The 26080-nt window shown below is 42.4% G+C and carries 22 protein-coding genes; 16 read left to right on the top strand and 6 right to left on the bottom strand.

What is annotated here, in order from left to right; translation table 11 throughout:
* Positions 1-8 precede the first annotated feature (8 nt).
* The 6 genes from BEN74_RS10510 to BEN74_RS10485 all read right to left on the bottom strand — a co-directional run bounded on the left by BEN74_RS10510 (position 9) and on the right by BEN74_RS10485 (position 6327).
* Positions 9-749 carry a dienelactone hydrolase family protein gene (locus BEN74_RS10510; RefSeq protein WP_068908847.1) on the bottom strand — a complete coding sequence of 247 codons (741 nt, stop codon included), beginning with the start codon at positions 747-749 and terminating at the stop codon, positions 9-11.
* Between the two features lie 184 nt (positions 750-933).
* Positions 934-1626: an FKBP-type peptidyl-prolyl cis-trans isomerase gene (locus tag BEN74_RS10505; RefSeq protein ID WP_068908849.1), complete on the bottom strand. Its 693-nt coding sequence runs from the start codon at positions 1624-1626 to the stop codon at positions 934-936.
* A 55-nt stretch (positions 1627-1681) separates the two neighbouring features.
* Positions 1682-2395 carry an FKBP-type peptidyl-prolyl cis-trans isomerase gene (locus BEN74_RS10500; RefSeq protein ID WP_068908851.1) on the bottom strand — a complete coding sequence of 238 codons (714 nt, stop codon included), beginning with the start codon at positions 2393-2395 and terminating at the stop codon, positions 1682-1684.
* A gap of 213 nt (positions 2396-2608) precedes the next feature.
* The gene (locus BEN74_RS10495) at positions 2609-4801 is read right to left on the bottom strand and encodes a polysaccharide biosynthesis tyrosine autokinase (RefSeq protein ID WP_068908853.1); all 2193 of its coding nucleotides are present in this window, start codon (positions 4799-4801) and stop codon (positions 2609-2611) included.
* Positions 4802-4819: 18 nt separating this feature from the next.
* Positions 4820-5248, bottom strand: coding sequence for a low molecular weight protein-tyrosine-phosphatase (locus BEN74_RS10490; protein ID WP_068908856.1), 429 nt, complete (start codon positions 5246-5248; stop codon positions 4820-4822).
* The gene (locus tag BEN74_RS10485; protein WP_416240776.1) at positions 5248-6327 is read right to left on the bottom strand and encodes a polysaccharide biosynthesis/export family protein; all 1080 of its coding nucleotides are present in this window, start codon (positions 6325-6327) and stop codon (positions 5248-5250) included. The genes BEN74_RS10490 and BEN74_RS10485 overlap by 1 nt, the downstream gene beginning before the upstream one ends.
* Before the next feature lie 437 nt (positions 6328-6764).
* Between BEN74_RS10485 and tviB the strand changes: the two genes are divergently transcribed.
* The 16 genes from tviB (at position 6765) to BEN74_RS10405 (ending at position 26074) form a co-directional block, all read left to right on the top strand.
* Entirely contained in the window at positions 6765-8042 is a 1278-nt protein-coding gene (gene tviB / locus BEN74_RS10480; RefSeq protein ID WP_068908860.1) for a Vi polysaccharide biosynthesis UDP-N-acetylglucosamine C-6 dehydrogenase TviB, read from the top strand.
* 10 nt (positions 8043-8052) lie between these two features.
* Positions 8053-9177: a non-hydrolyzing UDP-N-acetylglucosamine 2-epimerase gene (wecB, locus tag BEN74_RS10475; RefSeq protein ID WP_068908862.1), complete on the top strand. Its 1125-nt coding sequence runs from the start codon at positions 8053-8055 to the stop codon at positions 9175-9177.
* A gap of 15 nt (positions 9178-9192) precedes the next feature.
* Positions 9193-10455, top strand: coding sequence for a UDP-N-acetyl-D-mannosamine dehydrogenase (gene wecC, locus BEN74_RS10470; protein WP_068908863.1), 1263 nt, complete (start codon positions 9193-9195; stop codon positions 10453-10455).
* Positions 10452-11561: an O-antigen ligase family protein gene (locus tag BEN74_RS10465; protein ID WP_068908865.1), complete on the top strand. Its 1110-nt coding sequence runs from the start codon at positions 10452-10454 to the stop codon at positions 11559-11561. Before wecC ends, BEN74_RS10465 begins: the two co-directional genes overlap by 4 nt.
* Positions 11562-11563: 2 nt before the next feature.
* Entirely contained in the window at positions 11564-12760 is a 1197-nt protein-coding gene (locus BEN74_RS10460; RefSeq protein WP_068908867.1) for a hypothetical protein, read from the top strand.
* Positions 12753-13883, top strand: a complete 1131-nt coding sequence (locus tag BEN74_RS10455) for a glycosyltransferase (RefSeq protein ID WP_068908869.1) — start codon at positions 12753-12755, stop codon at positions 13881-13883. Before BEN74_RS10460 ends, BEN74_RS10455 begins: the two co-directional genes overlap by 8 nt.
* Positions 13880-14377, top strand: coding sequence for an acyltransferase (locus BEN74_RS10450; RefSeq protein ID WP_068908871.1), 498 nt, complete (start codon positions 13880-13882; stop codon positions 14375-14377). The genes BEN74_RS10455 and BEN74_RS10450 overlap by 4 nt, the downstream gene beginning before the upstream one ends.
* Positions 14378-14384: 7 nt before the next feature.
* Complete coding sequence (locus BEN74_RS10445; RefSeq protein ID WP_068908873.1) at positions 14385-15449, top strand: glycosyltransferase; 1065 nt, start codon at positions 14385-14387, stop codon at positions 15447-15449.
* Positions 15449-16444, top strand: a complete 996-nt coding sequence (locus BEN74_RS10440) for a glycosyltransferase (protein ID WP_068908875.1) — start codon at positions 15449-15451, stop codon at positions 16442-16444. The genes BEN74_RS10445 and BEN74_RS10440 overlap by 1 nt, the downstream gene beginning before the upstream one ends.
* Before the next feature lie 10 nt (positions 16445-16454).
* Positions 16455-18593 (top strand): bi-domain-containing oxidoreductase, encoded by a 2139-nt coding sequence (locus tag BEN74_RS10435; protein WP_068908877.1) that lies wholly within the window; start codon positions 16455-16457, stop codon positions 18591-18593.
* Between the two features lie 8 nt (positions 18594-18601).
* Entirely contained in the window at positions 18602-20398 is a 1797-nt protein-coding gene (locus BEN74_RS10430) for a heparinase II/III domain-containing protein (protein ID WP_228200342.1), read from the top strand.
* Complete coding sequence (locus BEN74_RS10425; RefSeq protein ID WP_068908881.1) at positions 20395-21606, top strand: glycosyltransferase family 4 protein; 1212 nt, start codon at positions 20395-20397, stop codon at positions 21604-21606. Before BEN74_RS10430 ends, BEN74_RS10425 begins: the two co-directional genes overlap by 4 nt.
* A gap of 3 nt (positions 21607-21609) precedes the next feature.
* Positions 21610-22221, top strand: a complete 612-nt coding sequence (locus BEN74_RS10420) for a sugar transferase (protein ID WP_068908884.1) — start codon at positions 21610-21612, stop codon at positions 22219-22221.
* Entirely contained in the window at positions 22214-22870 is a 657-nt protein-coding gene (locus tag BEN74_RS10415; RefSeq protein WP_068908886.1) for a NeuD/PglB/VioB family sugar acetyltransferase, read from the top strand. Before BEN74_RS10420 ends, BEN74_RS10415 begins: the two co-directional genes overlap by 8 nt.
* Before the next feature lie 30 nt (positions 22871-22900).
* Positions 22901-24070, top strand: coding sequence for a DegT/DnrJ/EryC1/StrS family aminotransferase (locus BEN74_RS10410; protein WP_068908888.1), 1170 nt, complete (start codon positions 22901-22903; stop codon positions 24068-24070).
* A gap of 129 nt (positions 24071-24199) precedes the next feature.
* Complete coding sequence (locus BEN74_RS10405) at positions 24200-26074, top strand: polysaccharide biosynthesis protein (RefSeq protein ID WP_068908890.1); 1875 nt, start codon at positions 24200-24202, stop codon at positions 26072-26074.
* Positions 26075-26080: the final 6 nt, after the last annotated feature.

The raw sequence follows: 26080 nt of genomic DNA, 5'->3' as shown, positions 1-26080 counted from the left end.
GGGCTTATTCAGGCGCTAAGGCTGCGCGCCAGCAGCGCATACATGGCTTCCAGGCTCTGCTGTTCAGCGGCTGCGTTATAGCCTAAGTCAACGCCATTGGCCTTGGCGCGCTCATCCGCCAAAGGGTTGCTGAAGCCGTGCTTGGCCCCTGCAAAAATCAGCACTTCATGCCGGACTTTGGCGGCCTGCATTTCTGCGCGGAAGGCGGCCACGTCATCCAGCGTCACCATGCTGTCCAGCGCGCCATGCATGACTAAAATTTCCGCCTGAACTGCGCCTTCCTGCGCCGGCGCTTTCGGCGCCAAAGCAGCATGGAAAGTCGCCACGGCGCGCAGGCCGGCGCCGGAGCGGGCTAAATCCAGCACGACTTTGCCGCCGTAGCAGAAGCCGATTGCTGCCAGTTTATCCGGATTTGCCTCAGGCTGCTGCGCTAATGCGCTTAATCCCGCAGACGCGCGGGTCACAATTGTTTCCGGATCTGCAAAGGTCTGCATCATCCACTCCGAAGCCTCGCTGGCCTGCTCAGTGGATTTCTTGGCGCCGTACATGTCTATGGCCAGGGCTGCGTAGCCATGCTGCGCCAGTTCGCGCGCGCGCTGTTCGGTATATTCATTGCGCCCCCACCATTCCGGCGCCACAATCACGCCGGGAACCGGGGCTGCGCTTTCCGGCGCAGCGAAATAGCCGATCAGCTTTGCGCCGTCGGCGGCGGTGTATTCAATTTCACGGGTTTTTATTGTCAGCGCCATAGCTCTGCCTCTGTTATTTTGGAATAGCATGATTAAAGCATAATAAGATGATTTTATTTATGAAATTTTAGCTAAAGGCTGCATTTGATGCAGCCGGGGCGGAAAAGAAAAAAAGCCCGGCGCAGGCATGCGCAGCTGCTGCGGATAAAAGCCTGCTGCGCACCGGGGCAAAAACTGCAAGGCTTTATTTCGGCGCCACTTCAAGCAGCTCCACATCAAAAATCAGCGTGCTGTTCGGCTCAATCACATCGCCTGAACCGATTTGCCCATAAGCCAAATGGGCGGGAATAAAGAAGCGGTATTTGGCGCCTTCCTGCATCAGCTGCAGGCCTTCGCTCCAGCCTTGAATTACTTGGCTGACCTGAAAGCTGGCGGGCTGATTGCGCGCAATTGAGCTGTCAAATACGGTGCCGTCAATCAGGCGCCCTTCGTAGCTGACTTTCACCGTTGAATTGGCCTTTGGGGTTTTGCCTTTGCCCGGCTGCAGCACCTGATACTGCAGGCCGGAGCGGGTGGCTTTAACGCCGGCCTTTTTGGCATTTTCCGCCAGGAAGGCGCTGCCGGTTTTCGCATTCTGTTCAGCCTTGCGCTTCAGCTCAATCAGCTGCTTGGCTTCGGCCTGCTTTTTATACTGGGTCAGCACGCGGGCCATTTCCTCGTCGCTGAGCGCTGCGTCCTTGCCCTGAGAAGCGGCTTTCAGGCCTTCAACAAAAGCGTCGACATCCATATCTTTCATGGCGTCGGCATTGCTGCGGCCCATGAGATAGCCGAAGCTGTAGCCGATCTGTTCGGCTGCGCTGCTTTTGCTGCTGATGTCTTTGGCATAAGCGCCGCCGGCGCAGAGCGCAAGGCTGAGCAGGGTGATTTTAATTTTCATAAGGCGTCTCAAGTTATAAAGAAAAGGAGAGCATGCGCTCTCCTTAAATTCTCTGTTATTTCACTTTGATTAGTTCAACATCGAAAATCAAAGTGCTGTTTGGCGGAATCGTGCCCGGAACGCCCTGTTCGCCGTAGCCCAGCTGTGACGGAATGTACAGCGTGGCTTTGCCGCCTTCCTTCATCAGCTGCAGGCCTTCAGTCCAGCCTGGAATGACCTGATTTAGCGGGAACTCAATCGGCTCGCCGCGCTCAATTGAGCTGTCAAAGACTTTGCCGTCAGCCAGCTGGCCCTTGTAGTGCACGGTAACCATGGAATTGGCTGCCGGCTGCTTGCCGCTGCCTTCCTGGATGATTTTATACTGCAGGCCCGATGCCGTGGTTTTTACTCCCGGCTTTTTGGCATTTTCAGTCAGGAAAGAGTCGCTGCCGGATTTTGCCTGCTTGGACTGATCCTGCTGCTTTTGCTGCATTTCCTGCTGGAACTGCACATAGGCCTGCTGCAGCTCTTCTTCGCTATAGGCCGGCTTGGCGCGCGCATGTCCGGCGCGGACCCCTGTGACGAAACTGTCAATATTCAATTCAGGCGGCGTCTGGTGCGCGACTTCATAACCCAACGCATAGCTGATTTTCTCGACCGCCGATGCGCCGGCAGCGGGCTGCGTAGATGTGGCAGCCTGCACAGCGGGCTTTTGAGTTGCATAGTAAACAGGAACAAGCGCAGCACCGCCTAGAACAACAGCGACAGCAATGGGTAGGGCCTTACTCATAAATTTTCCCACAATTATTTTATAGGTAAAAAAGTTGCCGAAATTTTAGCAGACTTTTCCCGGCCGCAGCTTTCTAATATCCTTGCGGCTGAGAAAAATATCATAGTCATGTTTAGTTCAATATTCTATAAAATGCTGAATACATAAAACATTTTTCATACAAATACGGCGGGCCGGCTTGGCCCGCCGCAGCATGCTAAAAGCCTCCGGCGCTCAGTCCTGATCCTTAGCGGCTTTGTAGCCGTAAGAATAGTTATAGCCGTAACCGTAGCCGTAGCTGCCGGCGCTGCGCTGAATATCATTCAGGATGACGCCGTTGACTTTCACGCCGACCTGCTCAAAGCGGCTGACGGTCAGCTCCAGCTCTTTCATCTGTGTTTTCGCATAGCGCGCGATGACTAAGTTTACGCCGGTATACTGCGAAATAATGATGCCGTCCGTCACTGCGAGCACCGGCGGCGTATCAATAATCACATGGTCATACAGTGGCGAAAGCTGTTCAAGCAGGGCTGCGAATTTAGCGGAGCTGAGCAGTTCAGACGGGTTGGCCGGGCTCTTGCCGCGCGCAATCACGCTCAGGCCGGCAATTTCAGTGGATTTGACAATTGCGTCTAAACTCTGCTGGCCATTCAGGTAGTCGGCCAGGCCCGGCTGGTTGTCATGGTTGAAGTATTTATGCAGGTAGCCGCGGCGCAAATCGGCATCAATAATCAGAACCCGCTTTTCGCTTTGCGCCAGAATGGCTGCTAGGTTGGTGGAAATAAAGGATTTGCCGACTTCCGGCGCCGGGCCTGAAATCATGATCAGGTTGTTGCGGGCGGCGCTCAGGGCAAAATGAATCGCGGTGCGCATGCTGCGCAGGCTTTCAATAGCGATGTCATCGCCGTTTTTAACTGCCAGAACAGGAATATGCTTTTTCTTTTTCAGCAGCTTGATGCGGCTTTCCTGCATCGGCGAGCGCGGCACGGTCGCATAAACCGGAAGATCCAGTTCATTTTCAATCTGCGATGAATCCTTGATGCCTGAACGCATCATGTTGCGCAGCAGGGCCAGCAGGGTGCCGAGGAAGCCGCCGAGGAAAATGGAAAGGATTAAAATTTGCAGCTTTTTCGGCGCAATCGGCTTAATTGGTTCGACTGCGGTATCCACTACGCGTACATTGCCAATTTCCCCAGCCTTAGCGATGCGCAGCTGCTGGTATGAATTCAGCAGGGCTGTATATAGCTGGGTTTTCACTTCAACTTCGCGGTACAGCTGCAGGTAGCGGCGTTGCAAGTCCGGCAGCTGCTTCAGGGTGCTTTCCAGCTCGCCGAGTTTCTTATTCAAGGCGCCCAGCTGCGCATTCATCTGCTGCATCACCGGATGCTCGCTGGTGTATTTGGCGGAAGCTTCGGCGACTTTCTGCTCCAGCTCGGCTTTCTGGGTTTCCAAAGCCACGCTTTGAGTCAGGTACAGTTCAGACTCTTTGGTCACATCCACGGTATTGTGCTGCTGGCGGAATTTATTGAATTCGCGCTCCGCAGTATCCAGCTGCTTTCTCAAGTCCGGCAGCTGTTCATCCAGGAATTTCAGGGTTTGCGCGCTTTCCGCGGAACGGCGTTCAATATTCTGCTGGCTGTAGGCTGCCAAAATTGAGTTCAGGACTTTGGTGATATGCGCTTTATCCTGGCCTTGGTAATTCAGGCTGAGAATGCCGGTCATTTTGCCTTTTTCCGCCACAGAATAATTTGCTAGTATGCCGTTAACGGCAGCCGGCAAGGATTGTTTCTGAATTGAATAGGCATCTTTAAACTGGTCTTGCGTATAAATGGCGATGCGCCACAAACCTTGTGCTGTTTGCAATTTATTGTCAGCATTGATGGCGCCGCTGAACACCGCTTGTTGCGTTCTTGCATCTGTTAAATTGAATTTATTGCCGTCAAAGCGCAGCTCAAGCGGCTTGTCGCAGTAGGTAGCAGGGATGTCGAAGCTGCGCACCTCAAAAGACTTTGCATCATCTTTAAATACAACTGATTTTGTCAGGTAATCAGTGACATAAGCATGCGGGCTGAACAGCCGGTCGGCGAAGGAATTTTGCGTGCCTGAAATTTTCAGGTCCAGATTCAGGCTTTGAATGACGCCGCCTAAGACCAGGCGGGATCTTAAAATTTCGATTTCAGCCTGAGCCGGCTGCTTCTGGTCAATCATTGTGGATAGATCGCCTAAAAGCGCAGCCGATGCGCCTTTATTTTCTTCGACCTGCACCAGGGCATCGACCGCATAGGTGTCCGGCGTTGCGCGCAAATACAGAAGAGCGCAGACCAGGCTTAAAATCACGCAGAGCGCAATCAGCTTCCATTGCGCAATCAGCGAAAAAAACAGCTCTTTTAAATCAATGGTATCTTCGGTATTGGTATTTTGGCTCATAATGGGATTTCAAAATAGTTAAATATGTTTTTTCCAGTCTGCAGCGCACTGCTGAATCAGCTGGCAGGCTTCATCAAATACGGCCTGGTCATGCCGGTAGGGGTCTGCGATATTTTTGCCCTGCCAGTGCCCCAGGCGGAACGCTTTGCCTTTGGCAAAAGGCCATGCCTGCTCAATATGCTTTTGCTGGTTCTGGCTCATGACTAAAATCAAGTCCGCCTGCTTGATTAATTCGGCATTCAGCCTGCGCGCAATATGCCCTGACATATCAATGCCCAGGCGCTGCATACACAGCTGCGCCTTGCTGTCAGCAGGCTGGCCAATCAGTCCGGAAATGCCGGCTGAATGAATTTTCAAGTCCGGAAATTCCCGCTTTAAAAAATACTCAGCCATCGGGCTTCTGCAGATATTGCCAATGCAGACCACTAAAATATTTTTAATTTGCATTATTGCCCCAGCCGGTCAACATTATAAATCATGTTAGAGAAGGGGATAACCTGATTGACAACACGCTGCCAGCGCGCCAGGCCAGAGGCATCGACATAGATAATGTCATTGCTGCGCATTTTGAACTGATTAGCCAGACCGAAGTCGCCGATGCTGGTTAAATTCAAGTGATAAATTTCAGTCATCGGGTTATTCGGACTGCTGCGTACCACATAAATTTTGCTGCGGCTGGCTGAAAGCGGGTTGAGTCCCAGGCTTTCACCCAGCGCATCGCTTAAGGTCATGCCTTGATCACGCAATTGAACCGGTTTATTCTGTCCTGATTCACCCATCACGTAAATTTTCTGATTTTCGCGCGAATTGACGTAAATTGTGTCATCCGGCTGAAGCAGCAGCTTATGCAGCGAATAGCCAGCTTTTTCCAGTTCGATGCTGTTTAAATTGTAAGTTTGCCCCTGGCGGACCAGAGTAATGGAGGTGTTGTCGCCCAATTGGGTGTTCACGCCGCCCGCCATGCCCAGCGCAGTGTATACGCTCACAGGCTGGTCGCTCAAGGCGAATTGGCCGCCCTTCATTACATTGCCCTGTACGGAGAAGCGCTGGCCCTGATAGGACAGCACCCGCGCAATCACATCGGGAGTTTTTAAATAGCGCGACAGCTGGCTGCGCAGTTCCTTATTGATCTGAGCCAGCGGTTTTCCGGCGGCTTTGTAGCGCCCGATAATCGGAAACTGAATATAGCCGCTTTGGTCAATTTGATAGCCGTTGGATTGAACGCTCAGCTCATTGCTGATGGTATTGGTTGGCGGGGTGATTTCTGGATATGCCCATAGGTAAATGGAAAGAATATCGCCGGGGCTGAGCCGGTAATTTTTATGATGGCCGGCATTGAATAGCTGCGCATAGCTTTGCTGATTGATTTGCGCCGGCTGAACCGCCGCCAGGGTATCTTGAGTGAGCTTTACCACATTCACTTGCGTGCCCAAGTCGGTTTGGTAAACGCCCTCTTCCGGAAGGTCATAAGTCTGCAGGCCGGAGGTGATGGCGCAGCCCGTCATTCCTAAAATTAATGCCAGCATAATGCTGTAACGGTAGTAACTCACTCTAAATCCTGTTTTATATAAATAATAAATATTCAATGAGGCCGAAGCATGCTTAAAAATTAATATAATAGCGCGGGTATTTTATACTAAGAAGCTCCGCCAGCCTAGCGCTGATGGGGGAATTCTGTTTATGCTATGTAAATGCATGAATAATAATATTTATTATGACTTTTGGGTGCTGTTTATTGGCTGTCAAGATTATGCAGTGCATCTGCAATTCTATTTTGCTTCGTTTCTGTGCTGGTGATTATTATGCTGTTATGACAGTATTCAGTTAATCTGCTGTTTTCTATATCGCCTTCTAAAAATAATTTTTTGCGATATCAAATTAATCATTTTCTGCTATATTAAGCCGGTTTTTAATTTGTGCTTAAATATAGGCATAAAAAATAACATATAAGGCTTAGAATAGAATGTTACAGCTCGCTGAACTGAAAATTGCAATTATTGGACTCGGCTATGTTGGCTTGCCTTTGGCTGTGGAGTTTGGCAAAACAGTGCCTGTAGTAGGTTTTGATATTCATCAAAAGCGCATTGATGAACTGAAAAGCGGCCAAGACCATACTTTAGAGGTTTCGCCGGAAGAATTAGCTCAGTCAACACATTTGCAGTATTCTGCAAATTCAGGTGATTTAAAAGGCAGCAACTTTTTTATTGTGACTGTGCCTACGCCGATTGACGATTTTAAGCAGCCGGATTTAACCCCCTTAATCAAAGCTTCGGAAAGCATTGGCAGCGTCTTGAAAAAAGGCGATATCGTTGTATATGAATCAACGGTTTACCCAGGCGCGACAGAAGAAGCCTGCATTCCTGTACTGGAAAAAATTTCAGGTTTGAAGTTTAATCAGGATTTTTATGCAGGTTACAGCCCAGAGCGCATTAACCCTGGAGATAAAAACCGCAGCGTAACTAATATTCTAAAAATCACCTCGGGCTCGACGCTAGAAGCCGCTGAGTTTATTGATCAGGTTTATAAGCTGATTATTCAGGCCGGCACATACAAAGCTTCAAGCATTAAGGTTGCTGAAGCGGCTAAAGTGATTGAAAATACCCAGCGTGATGTCAATATTGCGCTGATTAATGAGCTGGCGCTGATCTTCAATAAGATGGGTATTGATACTGAAGAAGTGCTCAAAGCGGCGGGAACCAAGTGGAACTTTTTGCCATTCCGCCCCGGCTTGGTTGGCGGCCACTGCATTGGCGTAGACCCATATTATTTAACCCATAAAGCTCAGTCAATTGGCCTTCATCCTGAAATTATTTTAGCCGCGCGGCGTTTAAATGACCGCATGGGCGAGTATGTTGCTACTCAATTAATTAAGGAAATGGTGAAGCAGCGCATTCAGGTGGTTGGTTCTAAAATTTTGGTGATGGGCCTTAGCTTTAAAGAAAACTGCCCGGATATCCGCAATACAAAAATTGTGGATATGGTAAAAGCATTAAAAGAGTATGAATTGGATCTGGATATTTATGATCCTTGGGTAGACCCTGAAGAGGTTGAAGATGAATATGGCTTTGCTCCAGTTTTGCATCTGGCGCCAAATACATATGATGCGGTGATTTTGGCCGTTGCGCATGATCAGTTTAAAGCCATGACGGCGCAGGATATGCATGATTTAGGCAAGCCTAAGCATGTTTTATATGATTTGAAATATATATTAGATCAGCAAGAAAGCTCACTTCGTTTATAAGGCAATTATAGTGAAAAGAATACTTTTAGTTTTTGGCACGCGTCCTGAAGCCATTAAAATGGCGCCTTTAGCGCTGATGTTAAAAGAACAAAATGGGGACTTTGAAACAAAAGTATGTGTTACAGGGCAGCACCGGCAAATGCTGGATCAAGTGCTGGAGCTGTTTCAGTTAACACCGGACTTTGACTTGAATTTAATGAAGCCTGGCCAAACGCTTTCAGATGTAACTTCTGGTGTATTGAAAGGCCTGGAGCAGGTGTTTGAAGAGTGGCTGCCTGATATTGTGCTGGTGCATGGCGATACAGCGACAACATTTGCCGCATCATTGGCCGCCTATTATCATAAAGTGAAAATTGGCCACGTGGAAGCAGGCCTGCGTACAGGAGATATTTATTCTCCTTGGCCTGAAGAAGCAAACCGTAAATTGACCGGTGCTTTGGCCAATTATCACTTTGCCCCAACACAGTCTTCCTATAATAATTTAATCAAAGAAAATATAAATCCCGCATTAATTTCGGTTACAGGCAATACGGTTATTGATGCGTTATTGAAAGTAAAAGAAAAAGTTGAGACAGATCAAAATATCATTAAAAATTTTGAACAGGAATTCAGCTTTTTGGATGGCAGTAAAAAACTGATACTGGTAACCGGGCATCGCCGCGAAAATTTTGGTCAAGGATTTTTGAATATCTGCACTGCTTTAGCGAATATTGCCAAAAAATATGCTGATGTGCAGATTGTTTATCCTGTGCATTTAAATCCGAATGTGCAAAAACCGGTAAATGAACTGTTATCCGGCATTTCAAATATTCATTTAATTGCGCCGCAAGACTATTTGCCTTTCGTGTATTTAATGAATCGCAGTTATCTTATTCTGACGGATTCCGGTGGCATTCAAGAAGAAGCGCCATCATTAGGCAAGCCTGTGCTTGTTATGCGCGATACAACAGAGCGTCCGGAAGCTGTGGAAGCAGGCACGGTTAAGCTGGTTGGCACAGATGCTTCGATTATTGAGCGTTCAGTAATAGATTTAATTGAAAACAATGATCTTTATAAGCTTATGGCTGAAGCGCACAACCCATATGGTGATGGCACTTCATGTCAGCAAATTATAGATTTTTTAAAGAATAACTGAGTAAGTGTAAGTAGTATGAATAATCAATTTAAACATATTTGCGTTATTGGCTTGGGGTATATAGGTTTGCCGACTGCTGCGACGTTTGCTGCGCATGGGATAAAAGTGACAGGTGTTGATGTGAATCAGCATGCTGTTGATATGATTAATCAAGGGAAGGTTCATATTGTAGAGCCAGACCTTGATGCATTAGTCCGTGATGTAGTGGCGCAAAAAAAGCTGTCTGCTCAAACTATGCCGGTAGAAGCTGATGTCTATATTGTTGCTGTACCTACACCATTTAAAGATAATCATGAGCCTGATCTAAAATACATTGAAGCTGCATCCAAAGCTTTGGCTTCATTCTTAACGAAAGGCAATTTAGTTATTTTAGAATCTACTTCACCTGTCGGCGCAACTGAGCAAATGTCCGCATGGTTAAGAGAAGCTCGTTCTGATTTAACTTTCCCGCAGCAAGCCGGTGAGGATGCGGATATTTTAATAGCGCATTGCCCTGAGCGCGTATTGCCGGGCAAGGTGCTGCAGGAGTTGATCAGCAATGACCGCATTATTGGCGGCATGACACCCCGCTGTTCAAAAGCTGCTTGTGAACTATACAAAACCTTTGTAAAAGGGGAGTGTATAAAAACAAATGCGCGTACAGCTGAAATGTGCAAGCTGACTGAAAACTCATTCCGTGATGTCAATATTGCATTTGCAAATGAACTGTCAATTATCTGCGATAAATTAGACATTAATGTTTGGGAGTTGATTTCTCTGGCGAACCGCCACCCGCGTGTCAATATTTTACAGCCTGGCCCCGGTGTGGGCGGGCACTGTATTGCAGTTGATCCGTGGTTTATTGTTGCTAAAACGCCGGAGCAAGCGCGTTTAATCCGTACAGCGCGTGAGGTGAATGACAGCAAGCCGGAATGGGTGATTGATCAGGTTAAAATTAAAATTGCGGAATTCTTGCAAGCAAACCCTGAAAAAACCATTAAAGATGTAACTATTGCTTGTTACGGCTTAGCGTTTAAGCCGGATATTGATGACCTGCGCGAAAGCCCTGCTTTAGAAATTACTAAGAGCTTAGCAGAACAAGGGTTAAATATTTTTGCTATTGAGCCGAATATTGACAGATTGCCAGAAAATATTCTGGAAAATGTTCAGTTAATTTCATTGGAAGATAGCAATATTGCAAATATCCATGTGATTTTAGTAAAACATCGTCATTTTGAAAAATTTAAACATAATTTTGACTTAAATATGATTGTGGATAGCTGCGGCCTTTTAAAATGAGTGCAATGCATAAAAAGAATAAAATGCTTTTGTATGTCCTAATTGGGACATACTTTAGCTTTGCTCTAGCTTTAGCAAATTCGCCACCAATAAGCGAGTTTTTTGAATTATTTAGATGGATATTCTTTTTTGGTTATATATTCATAAGTTTCTGTTTTTTTAAATTCCAAGCTTTTATAAAGATTGGGTTGTCTTTTATTTTTTATTTTTTATTTCTGTTAATCTTAATGCTTTCCACTATTTTGTTTAGTGGGTTAAGCTTTGAATCAATTTCATCTGTGCTTCCATTTGTTTTTATATTGATTTTGCCTTTTTTACCCTATCCAGTTCAATATGGAAATAGAAGTGATTTTTTCATATTTGCATATAAGAAATTCTCTGTATTGTTTTTAATTTCTATTATCCCATTTTTATTAATTCCTGATTCTTATATTATGGGGCGATTTGCTGCATGGACAAAAAATACTAATATAGTCGCCGGTTTTTCGATGCTATCATACAGTGTTTTTTTTATTTCATATTTAAAGAGTAAAAGTAAATATGATTTATTAGGGATAGTTGCATATCTGCTAATGGTATTTTTAACACAATCAAGAGGTGCATTATTAGCTATTGGAATTATAACAGCGATAATGCTTTTAAAAAACTACAATAAAAAAATCTTCTTTCAAGTCGGATTTATTGTTTTCTTACTTGGTGGAGTAATTTTTTCTAATATTCAAGTTAGAGAAATTGGAAATAATGACGCTAGTAATTCAATTTTCACAGTTCGTGAATTTGAATTGGGAGCCAGACAGGAAATTATGGATAGGCAGTTAGATGCATTTTTATATAGCCCATTAATTGGAGTGGGAGCATTAACTGAGGAAAGTAATCCTTATTCTAGATATCCAGCAGAGGCCTCTTTTACAGATTTACTATCAATGGTTGGTCTGTTTGGTATGCTTTTTTATATATTGGCTATAATATCTAGATTGAGAAGTTTTAATAATAATGATTTTATTTTGTTATCAATATTAACATTAAGTTCTGGAGAAGGTTATTTGACAGGTGTAGGTAGTGTTATTTCCATAATAGCCTATACAATTTTACTTTCGGAAAGATAGCTATGATTAAAAAAATTATTAATTTAGGAGGGCTTAATGCATTAAGTCAGGGGTTTTATCGTTTATCCATATTGCTGATCTATATGTTTTCAACATCAAGTAATATGAAAGATTTTGCTGTTAACTCTACATTAATTACATTTTTAGTTGTTTTTCAATCTTTGGGTGTTGCTGGGTTGTCTTTGGCAGCAAATACTTATATTCCAAAATTTGAAGAAAAAGAAAATATATATGCAAAAGTTATTATCAGTATTTCATTCGTTTTGGCGTTAGTTGTTTCAGTTGCATTTTTGTTTTCTATTAATCCTCTTTTAGATAAGGTATTGGGAGGTATAGGAAGTGCTACTGTTAATTATCAGTTTTTAGCTATTTTTATTTTTATTTTATGTTTTAGTGGTGTTTTTAAAGGATTTTATTATGCTAAAGAGAAAATTAATTATTTAGTTGTCACTTCTTTTTTTTCAGCAATTTCTTTATTGAGTGGATATTTTTTATTTGATCTTAATTTGTTAAATAGTTATTTGATCTCCATTCTTTTTGAGTTTTTATTTCTAACATTATTTTTGCTTAAGATACTAGATGTTCAAGCTATATTTAAGGTGAAAGCATCTAGTCTTTACTACAAAGAATTATTTGCTTTTATTGTACCAGCATCGGCTAGTGGTATAGTTTTAATGCCTGTGAATATGGTGGTTCTGTATATTTTAGGCTTTTTGAATTCAGTTGTTGTTATTAGTGTGTTTAACTACGGAATGCAAATCAGGAATTTAATAATTTTTATTCCTTCAGTATTAGGGTCTATTTTTTTAAAAATATTATCAGAAAGTAATACTAGAAATAATTTCTTTTATATGTTGCTAATTAATTTTTTAATTTCTGTAGGCGCATCTTTGTTTTTGATTTTTCTAAAAGCTTTAGGTTTTTCATATATAGAATTAATTAGTTTAAATGATCTCGTTATTCTGTGTCTAGGAAGTATACTTTTTTCAATAAATTCAGTGATCGGAAATAAGATAATCTCGCTACTAAAGACAAAAGTAGGTTTTTACTTTAACGTAATTTGGGCTGTAAGTTTTATATTGTTTACATATTTATCCATTGTTATTAATTTAGTGTCTCCATTTCTTGGTCTGTTGTGTGCTTATATTGTTCTAACGATTATTCAGTTTTTGTATGTAAGGAAGTATTTGGATGAGTAAAAATAAAATTTTAATTTTTATTGGTTCGTGTGGTAAATCTTGGCCATATAATACTACACCTATACAGCGGGCTTTGGTATTGAAAAGTTTCTTTGATCAGGTACTGTTCATTGATAAGGAAGATTCTTTGTCAATCTTTCTCAATGATAACTCTGAATATATGAAAGTAGATTCCTTTAAAGAGCTTGATGAAATTTTTCCTAAGTATGTTTCTGACGATAGCGATCTAACAGTCATTCATGGACCTAGTTGGCCTATAAGCAAAGAGGTTTTAAATTTAAGAAAAAAATATAATTTTAAATGGATTGTAGACCTGTATGATCATGAGAATTTGACATCAAATATTCATTTATTCAAAAAAAATTATGCTAAGTTTGTTTATCATAGGTTTTTTGAAAGAAATATAGTTAAGGCAATTAAAAACTCAGATATCTTAATATCTGCTATTTATGAAACTAGATTCTTATTACATGCGAATAGAATTAAGTGTATCAATGGTGTTGCATTCTCTGAAATTAAAAAAATTTCCAATAATAAGGATGTAGCTTCCGAGCAAGAGTTTCTTCATTTGGGATATGTTGGTGTACTTTCATTTGAAAGATCCTTTCTGATTTTGAAAATAGTAAAAGAGTTATTTGAAAATAATAATACCAAAGTGAAATTTCATCTAATTGGTGACTTTGACGAGAATTTTAAAAATGAAATAGAAAAATATAATAATGATCTTATTAAAACTTGTTTTTATGGTTTTGTTGATTGGACAAGGGCGATTAATATACTGAATAGTGTGGATGTATGTATGTATACATTCCCTATTGCACATAGAGAGGAGCTTGACTGTGTTTATCCTATTAAAATTGGTGAGTATTTAGCATTAGGAAAGCATGTTTTAAGTGTAGACTCAAACGGCCTGCGAGATATCTTGGATTTGATTGATAAGAAAGGAGATATAACTTTAATCGATGAAAATGATATTAATCTTTGGGTTTCTGAGATTCATCGAAAGGCAGAGTTGAAAGAAAATATGACTGAAATAACGAGCCTTATCAATAAAGACTTGGCTAGAGATCTGTTAGATTGGGATAAATTACATAAAGTAATCGTTAAGAGTTTAAGCCGATGAAATCATATTTGCTGAAAATTTTCCTTATGTTTTTTAAAGTATTACCAGATACTCGGTTATATAAGCTTAAAAATAGTTTGTTACGTTCATTAGGTTTTAACATTCATCAAAGTGCCCGTTTGGTATCATCTGTTAAAATTAGTGGGATTTGTGAATTAGAAGTTGGAAAGGACACGTTTATTGGACATGATGTTTCCTTCTATGGGAATGGGACGTTTATTCTTGGAGATAATGTAGATATAGCTCCACAAGTAAAACTACTAACTGGTTCTCATAAAATAGATCAACTACCTAAGCGTGCAGCTGGTACCGGTTATAATAGCTATATAAAAATTGGTAGCGGAACTTGGGTTGGTGCAGGAAGTATAATTCTTCCAGGCATCACAATAGGTGAAGGTTCAATTATTGCTGCTGGTAGCGTAGTTAATACAGATGTAGAATCTTTCTCTCTTTATGCTGGAAATCCTGCAAGATTTAAGAAGAAATTAATTTGAGAGTATTATGATTATTAACTTCTGGCAAAATGTACTCAGTATTCATCAGCTTCCCTTCTTGGAAGAAATCTGTCTTAATGAAAATATTAAAGTAAATCTTATAGTATGTGAACTCAGTAATAGCGAACGAAAAAAAATGGGGTGGGAAGCCGAGATATCCTCTTCTATAAATTTAAAATATATTGGTGATATTAATATATCAGATTATGTTTCTAAATCTGATGTCAATGTGTTTAGTGGTTTTTTTGCTTATAAAGATTTAAATGAAGCTTTCTCTATCTGCAGAAATAATGATAAGAAAATTTTTATTTATTCTGAGGGTAAAGATGATGTTGGTTTTCGCGGTTGTTTAAGAATTTTTAGAGATTTTTTACGATGGAAATTTATTTCGAATTCTAATATTAAATTTTTAGCCATAGGTGATAAAGGTAAAAAATGGTTCTTGAGAGTTGGTGTCCCAAGTAGCCAAATAATTAAATTTGGCTACTTCACAAAAGATAACTCTAGGGAATCTATTTTAGAAAAGCCATTTAATGGGAAAATGATTTTTATTGGTAGATTACTTCCATCAAAAGGAATTATGGAACTGCTTAATGCTTTTAACGATTATAGATTGAAAGATTTTACTTTAGATATTTATGGAAATGGTATTTTAGAGGATGATATTAACTCTTTCATAAATATTAATAATCTAAGCGATCGAGTCAGACGATATGATTTTGTTACAAACAAGATTATGAGAGAAAAGCTATTAGAGTATGATGTTTTGATGTTGCCAAATGTTGGTGATGAAGGTTGGGGGGCTGTCGTAAACGAGGCATTACAGTCAGGTTTGAAAGTTATATGTTCAACAAAAACTGGAGCATCTTGTTTAATAGCTGCTTCTGGTGCTGGTTTTGTTTTAACAGCAGTAAATAATGAAAGTTTAATAAATGCAGTTTTGCAAGTTGAATCCTTGGGTAAGAGTCGAAAAGAAATCTTTGATTGGTCTAAAAAAAGCATAAGTCCCAAAGTTGCAGCAGATAAATTTATTGCAATCATTAATGGTATCGATGATAGGTTTGAGTGGTAATGAAGAAAATTATTGTTAATGCTTCTGGTGCAAAGGTGGGTGGAGCTAGAACAATTGTAGAAACTTTTATTCAATGGGTCGAGTTGAATGATTTTAATAATAAATATATTTTTATTGTAGGATTTGATATTGAAAGTGAATCTGAGAATGTTGAGATTATTAAACTAAAAACAAATGGATTATTGTCAGTTTTTTTTGCAGTTTTTGGTATTCTTTATTATTCAATTATTTATAGAACAAATATTATTTTTTCATTTATGAACTTAAATATTTGTTTTCCTTTTTTTAATAGAATAACGTATTTTCATCAGGCAAAATTTTTCGAAGAGAAAAACTTTAGATTTATGATTTATAAGTTTTTTTTATTGCTTCAGGCTAAAAGTGTATTTATTTGCCAGAATGAAATTATAAAAAGTAATCTTGAAAAATTATTTGATTTTAGTGGGAAGACAAAAGTTGTTGATTTGTGGCCTGGAATAAAAATTCCTCGTGAAAGAGTTGAGCCTGAATGGTTCAATGATTTTTATGATTCTAAAAATATAATCGCTTTATGTCCTTATACTGACGTCAGAATGTCACACAAGGGATTTGAAGATGTTTACAACGCTTATGATTTTTTTAAAAATAAAAATATAAAGGTGCTTGTAACTTCTGATAAGCATGGCTATTCAAATAATGATGTTTTTTATTTTTGTGGAAATTGTAGTTACTCTGAATTACATTTTTTATATAGTCAATCAAATCTAATAATTTTCAACTCTTTATTTGAAACAGTAGGGCTCCCAATTTTTGAAGCTCAATATTATGGTCTACCCGTGGTTTTAAGCAATGTAGAGTACGTGAGAAATCTTCGTAATAAATTTAATGATTTAAACTTCATCGTATTAGAGTCTAAAGAGGTTAGGTTTAATTTGGAGAAGGTAAAAAATATAAAAATTCCTTCGAATCATACCTGCTTTACAGGTGAATGGGATCAAATACAGGCATTTTTCTAAGGTATATTTTATGAAACAAATTCTTCAAGATATGGCAAAAGGCGGAACAACAGTTGCTGAAGCGCCTGTACCGCAATGCTCAAAAGGCTATCTATTAATTTCAACTGCAATTTCTTTAATCTCAGCAGGAACGGAACGCATGCTGGTTGGTTTTGGTAAGGCTTCATTGTTAGACAAAGCCCGTCAGCAGCCAGAAAAAGTAAAAATGGTGTTGGAAAAAGTCCAAACAGATGGACTGCTGACAACGTATGATGCAGTGAAATCCAAACTTGCTCAGCCTTTGCCATTAGGTTATTGCAATGTGGGCCGTGTTCATGAAGTTGGAGCCAGTGTAGAGGGATTTAAAGTTGGTGACCGCGTGGTTTCAAATGGCCCGCATGCTGATATGGTTAAAGTCCCTAAAAACCTCTGTGCAGTAATTCCAGAAAATGTGTCAGATGAGGCTGCATCATTCACGATTGTAGCAAGCATTGGCTTGCAGGGGATCCGCTTAGCGCAGCCAACAATTGGCGAATGTTTTGTAGTTACTGGCGCAGGCCTGATAGGACTGTTAACAATCCAAATGCTTCGCGCAAACGGCTGCCGTGTATTGGCAGTCGATTTTGATCAGTCAAAATTAGAGCTTGCTAAGAAATTTGGCGCTGAAGTTTGCAATCCTGGACGGGGCGAAGATCCAGTAGCTGCAGGCTTAGCATTTAGCCGCGGAGCTGGTGTGGATGGCGTGATTATTACAGCCTCTACCAAAGTCAGTGATCCAGTGATACAAGCTGCGCGGATGAGCCGTAAGCGCGGTCGCATTATTTTAGTGGGCGTAACAGGGCTGGAATTAAACCGTGCCGATTTTTATGAAAAAGAGCTGAGTTTCCAAGTTTCTTGTTCATATGGTCCGGGACGTTATGATTCAGCTTATGAAGAAAACGGGCAGGATTATCCACTAGGTTTTGTCCGCTGGACTGAACAGCGCAATTTCGTTGCAGTGCTAGATATGATGTCTGCAGGCACTTTAAATCTTGAACCTCTAATTACACACCGTTTTGCATTTGAAGACGCGCCGAACGCATACGATGTTTTGACTCAAGATAAGTCAGGCTTAGGTATTTTGCTGGAATATAATTCGCCAGTAGAAACAAGATTGGAAAAACACGTTATTTTAAATCCAATCAGAATAGAACCCCAAAATGCAGTCGTTGGGTTTATTGGTGCAGGGAACTATGCCTCGCGCATTTTAATTCCGGCATTTAAGAAAGCTTCATCTCAATTGCATACCATTGTAACGTCTGGCGGCATCAATGGAGTCATTCATGGTGAAAAAGCTGGTTTTGCAGAAGCTTCTACAGATATTGATGCATTATTGAATAATGCTGATATTAATACTGTAGCGATTGCAACACGCCATAATAGCCATGCATATTTTGTTGAAAAAGCTTTATCTGCACAAAAGAATGTCTTTGTAGAAAAGCCAATTGCTTTAACTGTTGAAGAAATTGAAAAAATTGAGCTAGCTTATAATAGAAACATTAAGAAAAATCAATTTTCACGTGTAATGGTGGGTTTTAACCGCCGTTTTGCGCCGCAAGTGCAAAAAATGAAATCTTTACTCAGCAGTGTCAAAGAACCAAAAAGCTTTATCATGACAATGAATGCAGGCGCCATTCCAGCAGATCATTGGACACAGGATAATGCTGTGGGCGGTGGACGAATAATTGGTGAGGCTTGCCATTTTATTGACTTAATGCGCTTTTTAGCTGGGTCAAAAATTGTTTCTATCCAAGCGCGCCGCATGGGGGATACAGATGCTATACAAGTGTTAGAGGATAAAGCTTCTATTACATTAGGTTTTGAAGACGGATCATTCGGTACTATTTTTTATCTGGCAAATGGTGCGTCAAATTTCCCTAAGGAGCGTGTTGAAGTTTTCACTGCTGGGCGTGTATTGCAGCTTGATAATTTCCGCAAACTCAAAGGTTTTGGATGGCCTGGTTTTACTAAAATGAACTTATGGCGTCAAGATAAGGGGCAAGAAGCTTGCGCCGCTGCTTTTGTAGATAGTATTCGTGATGGTAAGGAGACACCGATTCCTGCCGATGAAATCTTTGAGGTTGCGCTAGCAACAATTCAGGTTGCTGAAATTTTACGGTCTCAAGTATGAGCATGCTGATGAAGGCCCAAACAGCGCTAAGCTTAGGGCTGTTTAATTTAGTCAGGGTGGCAAATTACCGCTTAGGTGTAAAAACAGGCCTAAATTCTGTGCAGAAGCTTTCTGCACACATGCCTTCAGGCAGTTTTTTTTCTCAAGGCATACTGCTAAACCCAGATTTTGAACGTACAGATCAACTCATGGCCTTTGGCTGGTATACATATTCAATTGATCGGTGCCCGAATTGGTTTTACAGCCCTTTAACTCAGGCTGAATTTCAAAAAGTAAATCAGCCTTGGTTTAAGATACCTGACTTTGATGAAAAAGTAGGTGACATTAAAGGTATTTGGGAGGCTTCACGTTTTGATTGGGTGTTGGACTTTACTGTAAAGTTCCGCAAACAAGAAAATGAGAACAGCCTTGCAGAACTTGATGAATGGCTAAATGACTGGTGTGGAAAAAATAAAGCTTATTTAGGGCCAAATTGGAAATGCGGTCAGGAAGCTTCAATTCGTGTCATGCATTTAATCAGTGCCTTAATCGGTTTAAATCAATTAAAAATGCCATCAGTTAATGTGCTTTCACTTATTGAGCTTCACTTAAAGCGCATTGCGCCAACAATTGATTATGCGATTGCGCAGGATAATAATCATGGCACATCAGAAGCAGCAGCCCTGTTTATTGGCGGTTCTTTATTAAATGCTTTACAGCCGAATGCGCAAAATCGTGCTTGGTCATCAATTGGTCTCAAGTGGCTGGAAAACCGCGCTGCCAAGCTGATTATGCAAGATGGCGGATTTAGCCAGTATTCTGTGAACTACCATCGGGTGATGCTGGACTCTTATTGCTTAGCGGAAATTGTAAGGCAGAAGCTGAATTTGCCTGAGTTCTCTCAGCGCCTATATGATCAAATTGGCAAAGCGACAAACTGGCTGTATATTTTGACGCAGCAGAATGGCGATGCTCCAAATTTGGGCGCAAATGATGGCGCAAGATTATTGCCTGTTTGTGAAACGGATTATCGTGATTTCCGTCCAACAGTACAGCTGGCGAGCACGCTATTTTTTCAGCATAGCTATTATGCTGCGCCAGGCGCTTATGATCAAATTTTAGAGTTTTTTGCTTTGGCTAAGCAAAATCAACTAAATTTTGCCTTGCCTGATAAAAACAAATCTTTTGATCAAAGCGGATTAATTACCTCTATTCACAGCAGTTTTTTCCTTGCATTTAAATTGCCAATATTTAAATTCAGGCCTAGCCAGTGTGATGCGCTGCATTTAGATATATGGTGCAGAGGAGAAAATATTCTTAGAGATGGCGGAACATACAGCTATAATTCGACATCCTCAGATCTAGAGTATTTTAGCGGTGTAGAAAGCCATAATACCGTTCAGTTTGACCAGCATTTACAGATGCCAAGATTAAGCAGGTTCTTATTTGGCGCATGGCTAAAACCCAAGAGTTTAAAATATCAGAAAGATCAATATTCCTGCAGTTATAAAGATGCTTGGGGCTGTGAGCATCTCAGATGTATCGATTTAAAGAGTGGAAGCATTTGTATTTCAGATCAGATTTCAGGTTTTAAAGATGAAGCTATCTTAAGATGGCGTTTGCAGCCGGGTGAATGGATTTTGAATGGCCATATACTGAGCAATGGTAAAATTGAGATCGAAATTCAAACAGAAAGCAATGCTGAAATATATATGTCTGAGGGTGCTGAATCCCGATACTATTATCAAAAAACTGTTTTGCCTGTATTGGAAGTTAGGGTAAAGCAGCCGTCAACAATTATCACCGTAATTAAAGATATCTCATGAAAATTTTATATTTCCATCAGCATTTCTCAACTCCGAAAGGTTCGGCAGGCATCCGTTCTTATGCCATGGCACAGTCGCTTATCCGCAATGGCCATCAGGTAACTATGGTTTGCGGTTCTTTTGGCGCAGGGCAAACGGGGCTAACAGAAGCATTTAATAATGGTATCCGGAAAGGGAATGTGGACGGAATTGACATTATTGAATTCGAGCTGCCATATTCAAATAGTCTGTCGTTTTTTAAACGGATTTTGATTTTTTTAAGCTTTGCATTTAAATCAATCAAAGTTGCTTTTACAGAAAATTATGACGTGCTATTTGCGACTACGACGCCATTAACAGCAGGCATTCCAGGAATTTTTGCTAAATGGTTCCGCCGAAAACCTTTTGTTTTTGAAGTCCGTGATTTATGGCCTGAGCTGCCAAAGGCAATGGGGGTGATCAAAAACCCTATAGTATTATGGATGATGTCGGTGTTGGAATGGCTGTCTTATCATTCTGCAGACCGTTTGGTGGGGCTGTCTCCAGGTATTGTAGAAGGTATTATTAAGCGCGGTGTTAACCCTGAAAAAGTAGCATCAATTCCGAATGGGTGTGATCTTGATATCTTTGCTCAAGAACATCAGCCTTGGCGCCCAGAAGCTGTAACAGATACAGATTTAATGGCAATTTTTACCGGTACACATGGTTTGGCTAATGGCTTGGATGCTGTGATTGATGCTGCTATTGAGCTAAATGAAAGAGGGCGGAAAGATATTAAAATCGTTCTGGTCGGTGACGGCATGCAGAAGAAGTCATTAATGGATCGTGCGCAAAAGTTGCAGTTAGAAAATGTTGTTTTTCATGAACCAGTTAATAAAACAAAATTGGCGGGTTTAATGGCAAGCGCAGATGTCGGTTTACAAATCTTAGCGAATGTGCCTGCATTTTATTATGGAACTTCTCCGAATAAATTTTTTGATTATATTGCTGCAGGCTTGCCTGTTTTGAATAATTATCCTGGCTGGCTGGCTGAGTTAATTGAGAAAAGTGAATGCGGATTTGCTGTCCCTCCAGAAAATGCGCAGGCATTTGCCGATGCTTTAGAATATGCTGCAGATCATCGTGAAAAATTAGCGCAAATGGGGAAAAATGCTCAGCAAGTGGCAAGTACTCAATTTAACCGAAAAGATTTGTCACAGGAATTTTCTGAATGGGTCGCAAAGGAATAATTTATGCTTAAGCGCTTATTCGATATTATTATCGCCACAACTGCCTTAGTTTTACTATCACCTTTATATGCCTTTGTTGCCTATAAAGTGAAGAAAAACCTGGGTTCTCCGGTTTTATTCCGCCAAGTGCGCCCGGGCTTAAATGGCAAACCCTTCGAGATGGTTAAATTTCGTACGATGAAAGATGCAGCTGATGCTCAGGGCAACCCATTGCCGGACAGCGAGCGCTTAACGCCTTTTGGCAAAATGCTCCGCTCAACCAGTCTGGATGAAATGCCGGAACTGTGGAATGTCATTAAAGGCGATATGAGTGTAGTTGGCCCGCGTCCTTTACTGATGGAATACTTGCCTTTATACAATGAAGAGCAGGCCAAGCGCCATAATGTCCGTCCCGGCATGACAGGGTATGCGCAAGTGAATGGGCGCAATGCCATCAGCTGGGAAGAAAAATTCACGCTTGACACATGGTATGTAGGAAATCAGTCTACTCTGCTGGACTTTAAAATTATGTTTAAAACTGTGCAGAAAGTTATTGCTAAAGATGACATCAGCGCTGAAGGTGAAGCAACGATGACAAAATTTACAGGATCTAAGCCGGGTATAAAAAATGACTGAGCTGTATGCTGTTTATGGCGTATCCGGCTGCGGGCGCAGCCTCATGCCTGTAGCGAGAGAGCATTTAGTTCGATTGGGCACAAAGGCGGAAATTTTATTTATAGATGATGACTTAAATGCGCCTGCAATGATCAATGGCCATCAGGTCGTTAATTATGAAACATTTAAGGCTTATCCAGCGAATAAGAAATATGTTCTGATTGCGATTGCGAATAGCAAAATCCGTGAAATGCTGGCAGAAAAACTGGAGCATGATCACATTGCACTCTGGGCAGTTCAGGCGAATAATACGGTCATTATGGATGACGTTCGAATTGAGCCGGGAGCGGCTTTAAGTCCATTTGTAACGATTGCATCAAATATTAAAATCGGAAAATGTTTTCATGCCAATTTATACAGCTATGTAGAACATGACTGTATCATCGGCAATTATGTCACCTTTGCGCCCGGCGCAAAATGCAATGGCAATGTTCATATTGAAGATCATGCCTACATTGGAGCAGGCGCTGTGATTAAGCAGGGCACACCCGATAAGCCGCTAGTGATTGGCAAAGGCGCTGTTATTGGCATGGGCGCAGTTGTGACGAAAAGCGTACCGGCGGGCGTCACTGTTGTCGGCAATCCGGCGCGGATTTTAGAGAAGAAATAAAGCCTTTTAAAATTAATCTGGGAATTAAATATGTTGAACACCGCATTTGAACCTTGGCCAAGCTTCACGCAGGAAGAAGCCGATGCTGTATCGCAGGTGCTGCTTTCCAACAAAGTGAACTATTGGACAGGCCAGGAGTGCCGTGAATTTGAAAAAGAATTCGCAGCATTTGCCGATACGGAGTATGCGGTGGCTTTGGCTAACGGCACAGTGGCGCTAGATGTTGCCTTAAAAGCCTTAGGTATTGGCGCCGGCGATGATGTGATCGTGACGTCCCGCACATTCCTGGCTTCAGCAAGTTCAATTGTGACTGCCGGCGCCAATCCTGTATTTGCGGATGTAGAACTGGACTCGCAGAATATTTCCCGGCGCACCATCGAAGCCGTGCTGACGCCAAAGACCAAAGCGGTTATTTGCGTGCATTTGGCGGGCTGGATGTGCGATATGGACCCGATCATGCAGCTGGCTGAAGAGAAAGGCCTGTATGTGATTGAAGACTGCGCTCAAGCGCATGGCGCGAAGTACAAAGGCAAGGCAGCCGGTTCTATCGGCCATATTGGCGCATGGTCCTTTTGTCAGGACAAAATCATGACCACTGGCGGTGAGGGCGGCATCGTCACCACCAATGATGAACTGCTGTGGAAAAAAATGTGGTCTTATAAAGATCATGGCAAAAACTTTGACAGCATTTACAATAAGCAGCATCCGCCGGGGTTCCGCTGGCTGCACGACTCATTCGGCACCAACTGGCGCATGATGGAAATGCAGGCGGTGATCGGGCGCATTCAGCTGAAAAGAATGGCTGCATGGACGTGCGCGCGCAGCGAAAATATGCAGCGCATCTACAAGGCTTTTGAAAATACACCGTATGTGACGGTTTATCAGCCCGCTGAAGATTATGTGCATGCAGCCTATAAATGCTATGTTCAGGTCAATATAGAGGCCTTGCCTGAGGGCTGGTCGCGTGACCGCATCATGAATGAAATCGCAGCATTAGGCGTTCCGTGCTTTAGCGGCTCTTGCTCCGAAGTGTATCTGGAGCATGCTTTTGACCATACGCCATGGCGTCCGGCAGAGCGCCTGAAGAATGCGCAGCGGATGGGGGAAGCCAGTTTGATGTTTCTGGTTCACCCGACATTAAGCAGCGAAAGCATGAATAAAACGGTTGAAGCTATTCAGCAGGTATTGAGCAAGATTTAGCATTTTTAACAGCTTATGGATTCATTCACATCAGCTGCATGCAGCATATTTTGAATATTTATATTTAGGACCGGCTAGGGCGTTTTTTTAGCCTTATAACTAAAATTCAGTATAGAGACGATATACTCCGTGAAATCATTGATACTTGGACTGGTGGATTCTTCCAGAATTGGGAAACAAAGCTTTTTGGTTCTTTTAGACTTTTTAGTTTTTCCTGTTCTGCTCTGGCTCTGCTACGCTGTCCGGGAGTTTAATCTCGGTGCTGAAGTTGTTCCGAATCTGGCTTTCGGTTCAATCTGGATCAGCGCTTTGGCTGTCGCCATTCTGATTGTCACTGGAACATATCATTTCATTGTTCGCTCATTCAACGAAGCCTTTTTCGCCCGCGCAGCCTTTGCGACAGGGCTGATGGTTTTGGCATTATATGGCCTCGCTTATTGCACGCCAGCCTTTATTCCAACCTCTATCCCTGTAATGTTCGGCTTTGCGATGTTTGCTTGGATCTGGTTCAGCCGCGGCGTCATCCGCTTTGTAATCAAGTCGCTGATGCGCGCTGAAGTTCCGCGCAAGCGTGTTGCTATCTATGGCGCAGGCTATGCAGGCCAGCAGGTGGCGGCATTGCTGAACCGCTCAGACGAGCATTTCCCGGTATTTTTTATTGATGATGATGCGTCCTTAAGCGGCCAGATTATCGCCAGCCTGAAAATTTACAATGCGGAGCAGGCCTTAAGGCAGCTGACACGGCATCAGATTGATGAAATCCTCATCGCCCTGCCGTCGGCAAGCCGCGTGCGCAAAAGTGAAATTGTGCATTTTCTGGAACCGGCGCATTTGAAAATCACTGAAATTCCTGGCCTAACTAAACTGGTGGATGGCGAGATCCGCATCTCGGATATTCAGGAAGTAGACATTATTGACCTGCTGGGGCGGGATCCGGTTCCGCCGGTAGAATCCCTGCTGAAAAAGAACATTCAGAATAAAGCGGTAATGGTGACCGGCGCCGGCGGCTCAATCGGTTCAGAGCTGTGCCGCCAGATCATTAAAAATGAGCCGAAGCTGCTGATTATTTACGAACTCACCGAATTCGCGCTATACAGCATCGATAAAGAGCTGCGCCTGAACAGCCAGGCTGAAATTATTCCGATTCTGGGGTCAGTGCTGGAGCAGGCTAAATTAGAACGCGTGATTGAACAGTACAGCGTGCAAACCGTTTATCACGCCGCTGCCTACAAGCATGTGCCTTTGGTGGAGTGCAATCCGCTGGCCGGCCTGAAGAATAACGCCATCGGCACGGCGTTCAGCGTCAACGCCGCGGTGAAGAAAGGCGTGGAAACCTTTGTGCTGATTTCAACTGATAAGGCTGTGCGCCCGACCAATGTCATGGGCGCTTCAAAGCGCATGGCGGAACTGTACTGCCAGGCCTTGGCGGCCGCGCAGGATCAGACTCAAATCAGCATTGTGCGCTTCGGCAACGTGCTGGGCTCTTCAGGCTCTGTGGTGCCGCTGTTTAAGCAGCAGATCGCCAAAGGCGGCCCGATTACCGTCACCCATCCCGATGTGACCCGCTACTTCATGACTATTCCTGAAGCATCGCAGCTGGTGATTCAGGCCGGCGCGCTCGGCCATGGCGGCGATGTGTTCCTGCTGGATATGGGCGAACCTGTGCGCATTCAGGATTTAGCCCGTCAAATGATTTCATTGAGCGGCCTGAAAGTGCGGGAATCGGGCTCAGAAAATGGAGATATTGAAATCCAATATTCTGGCCTGCGTCCGGGTGAAAAGCTGTATGAAGAATTGCTGATTGATCAGGAAAATACCGAGGTGACGGAGCATAGCCGGATTTTACGTTCATTCGAAAAGCAATTCCCATTAAATGAGCTATATCCGATTTTTGAGCATCTGAATGAACTGACCGCGGTGCAGGATGATATCGACTGGGCGCTGCGGCAGCTGGAGCATTATGTGGATGGCTACCGGCGCGGCAAAGAAATTAAAGTCAACTGATTTTTT

Source organism: Acinetobacter sp. WCHAc010034 (genome assembly GCF_001696615.3).
Classification (GTDB): Bacteria; Pseudomonadota; Gammaproteobacteria; order Pseudomonadales; family Moraxellaceae; genus Acinetobacter.
The sequence above is the reverse complement of the archived record's forward strand: the minus strand, read 5'-3'. Positions and strand labels throughout refer to the sequence as shown.

Coding starts and splice junctions, on each gene's coding strand:
- BEN74_RS10485 (WP_416240776.1), bottom strand. CDS start 6,327: ATGCTGGCATTAATTTTAGGAATGACGGGCTGCGCCATCACCTCCGGC.
- BEN74_RS10495 (WP_068908853.1), bottom strand. CDS start 4,801: ATGAGCCAAAATACCAATACCGAAGATACCATTGATTTAAAAGAGCTG.
- BEN74_RS10430 (WP_228200342.1), top strand. CDS start 18,602: ATGAAGGCCCAAACAGCGCTAAGCTTAGGGCTGTTTAATTTAGTCAGG.
- BEN74_RS10410 (WP_068908888.1), top strand. CDS start 22,901: ATGTTGAACACCGCATTTGAACCTTGGCCAAGCTTCACGCAGGAAGAA.
- BEN74_RS10450 (WP_068908871.1), top strand. CDS start 13,880: ATGAAATCATATTTGCTGAAAATTTTCCTTATGTTTTTTAAAGTATTA.
- BEN74_RS10465 (WP_068908865.1), top strand. CDS start 10,452: ATGAGTGCAATGCATAAAAAGAATAAAATGCTTTTGTATGTCCTAATT.
- BEN74_RS10510 (WP_068908847.1), bottom strand. CDS start 749: ATGGCGCTGACAATAAAAACCCGTGAAATTGAATACACCGCCGCCGAC.
- BEN74_RS10435 (WP_068908877.1), top strand. CDS start 16,455: ATGAAACAAATTCTTCAAGATATGGCAAAAGGCGGAACAACAGTTGCT.
- BEN74_RS10490 (WP_068908856.1), bottom strand. CDS start 5,248: ATGCAAATTAAAAATATTTTAGTGGTCTGCATTGGCAATATCTGCAGA.
- tviB (WP_068908860.1), top strand. CDS start 6,765: ATGTTACAGCTCGCTGAACTGAAAATTGCAATTATTGGACTCGGCTAT.
- BEN74_RS10500 (WP_068908851.1), bottom strand. CDS start 2,395: ATGAGTAAGGCCCTACCCATTGCTGTCGCTGTTGTTCTAGGCGGTGCT.
- BEN74_RS10445 (WP_068908873.1), top strand. CDS start 14,385: ATGATTATTAACTTCTGGCAAAATGTACTCAGTATTCATCAGCTTCCC.
- BEN74_RS10425 (WP_068908881.1), top strand. CDS start 20,395: ATGAAAATTTTATATTTCCATCAGCATTTCTCAACTCCGAAAGGTTCG.
- BEN74_RS10460 (WP_068908867.1), top strand. CDS start 11,564: ATGATTAAAAAAATTATTAATTTAGGAGGGCTTAATGCATTAAGTCAG.
- BEN74_RS10455 (WP_068908869.1), top strand. CDS start 12,753: ATGAGTAAAAATAAAATTTTAATTTTTATTGGTTCGTGTGGTAAATCT.
- BEN74_RS10505 (WP_068908849.1), bottom strand. CDS start 1,626: ATGAAAATTAAAATCACCCTGCTCAGCCTTGCGCTCTGCGCCGGCGGC.
- BEN74_RS10420 (WP_068908884.1), top strand. CDS start 21,610: ATGCTTAAGCGCTTATTCGATATTATTATCGCCACAACTGCCTTAGTT.
- BEN74_RS10440 (WP_068908875.1), top strand. CDS start 15,449: ATGAAGAAAATTATTGTTAATGCTTCTGGTGCAAAGGTGGGTGGAGCT.
- wecC (WP_068908863.1), top strand. CDS start 9,193: ATGAATAATCAATTTAAACATATTTGCGTTATTGGCTTGGGGTATATA.
- BEN74_RS10415 (WP_068908886.1), top strand. CDS start 22,214: ATGACTGAGCTGTATGCTGTTTATGGCGTATCCGGCTGCGGGCGCAGC.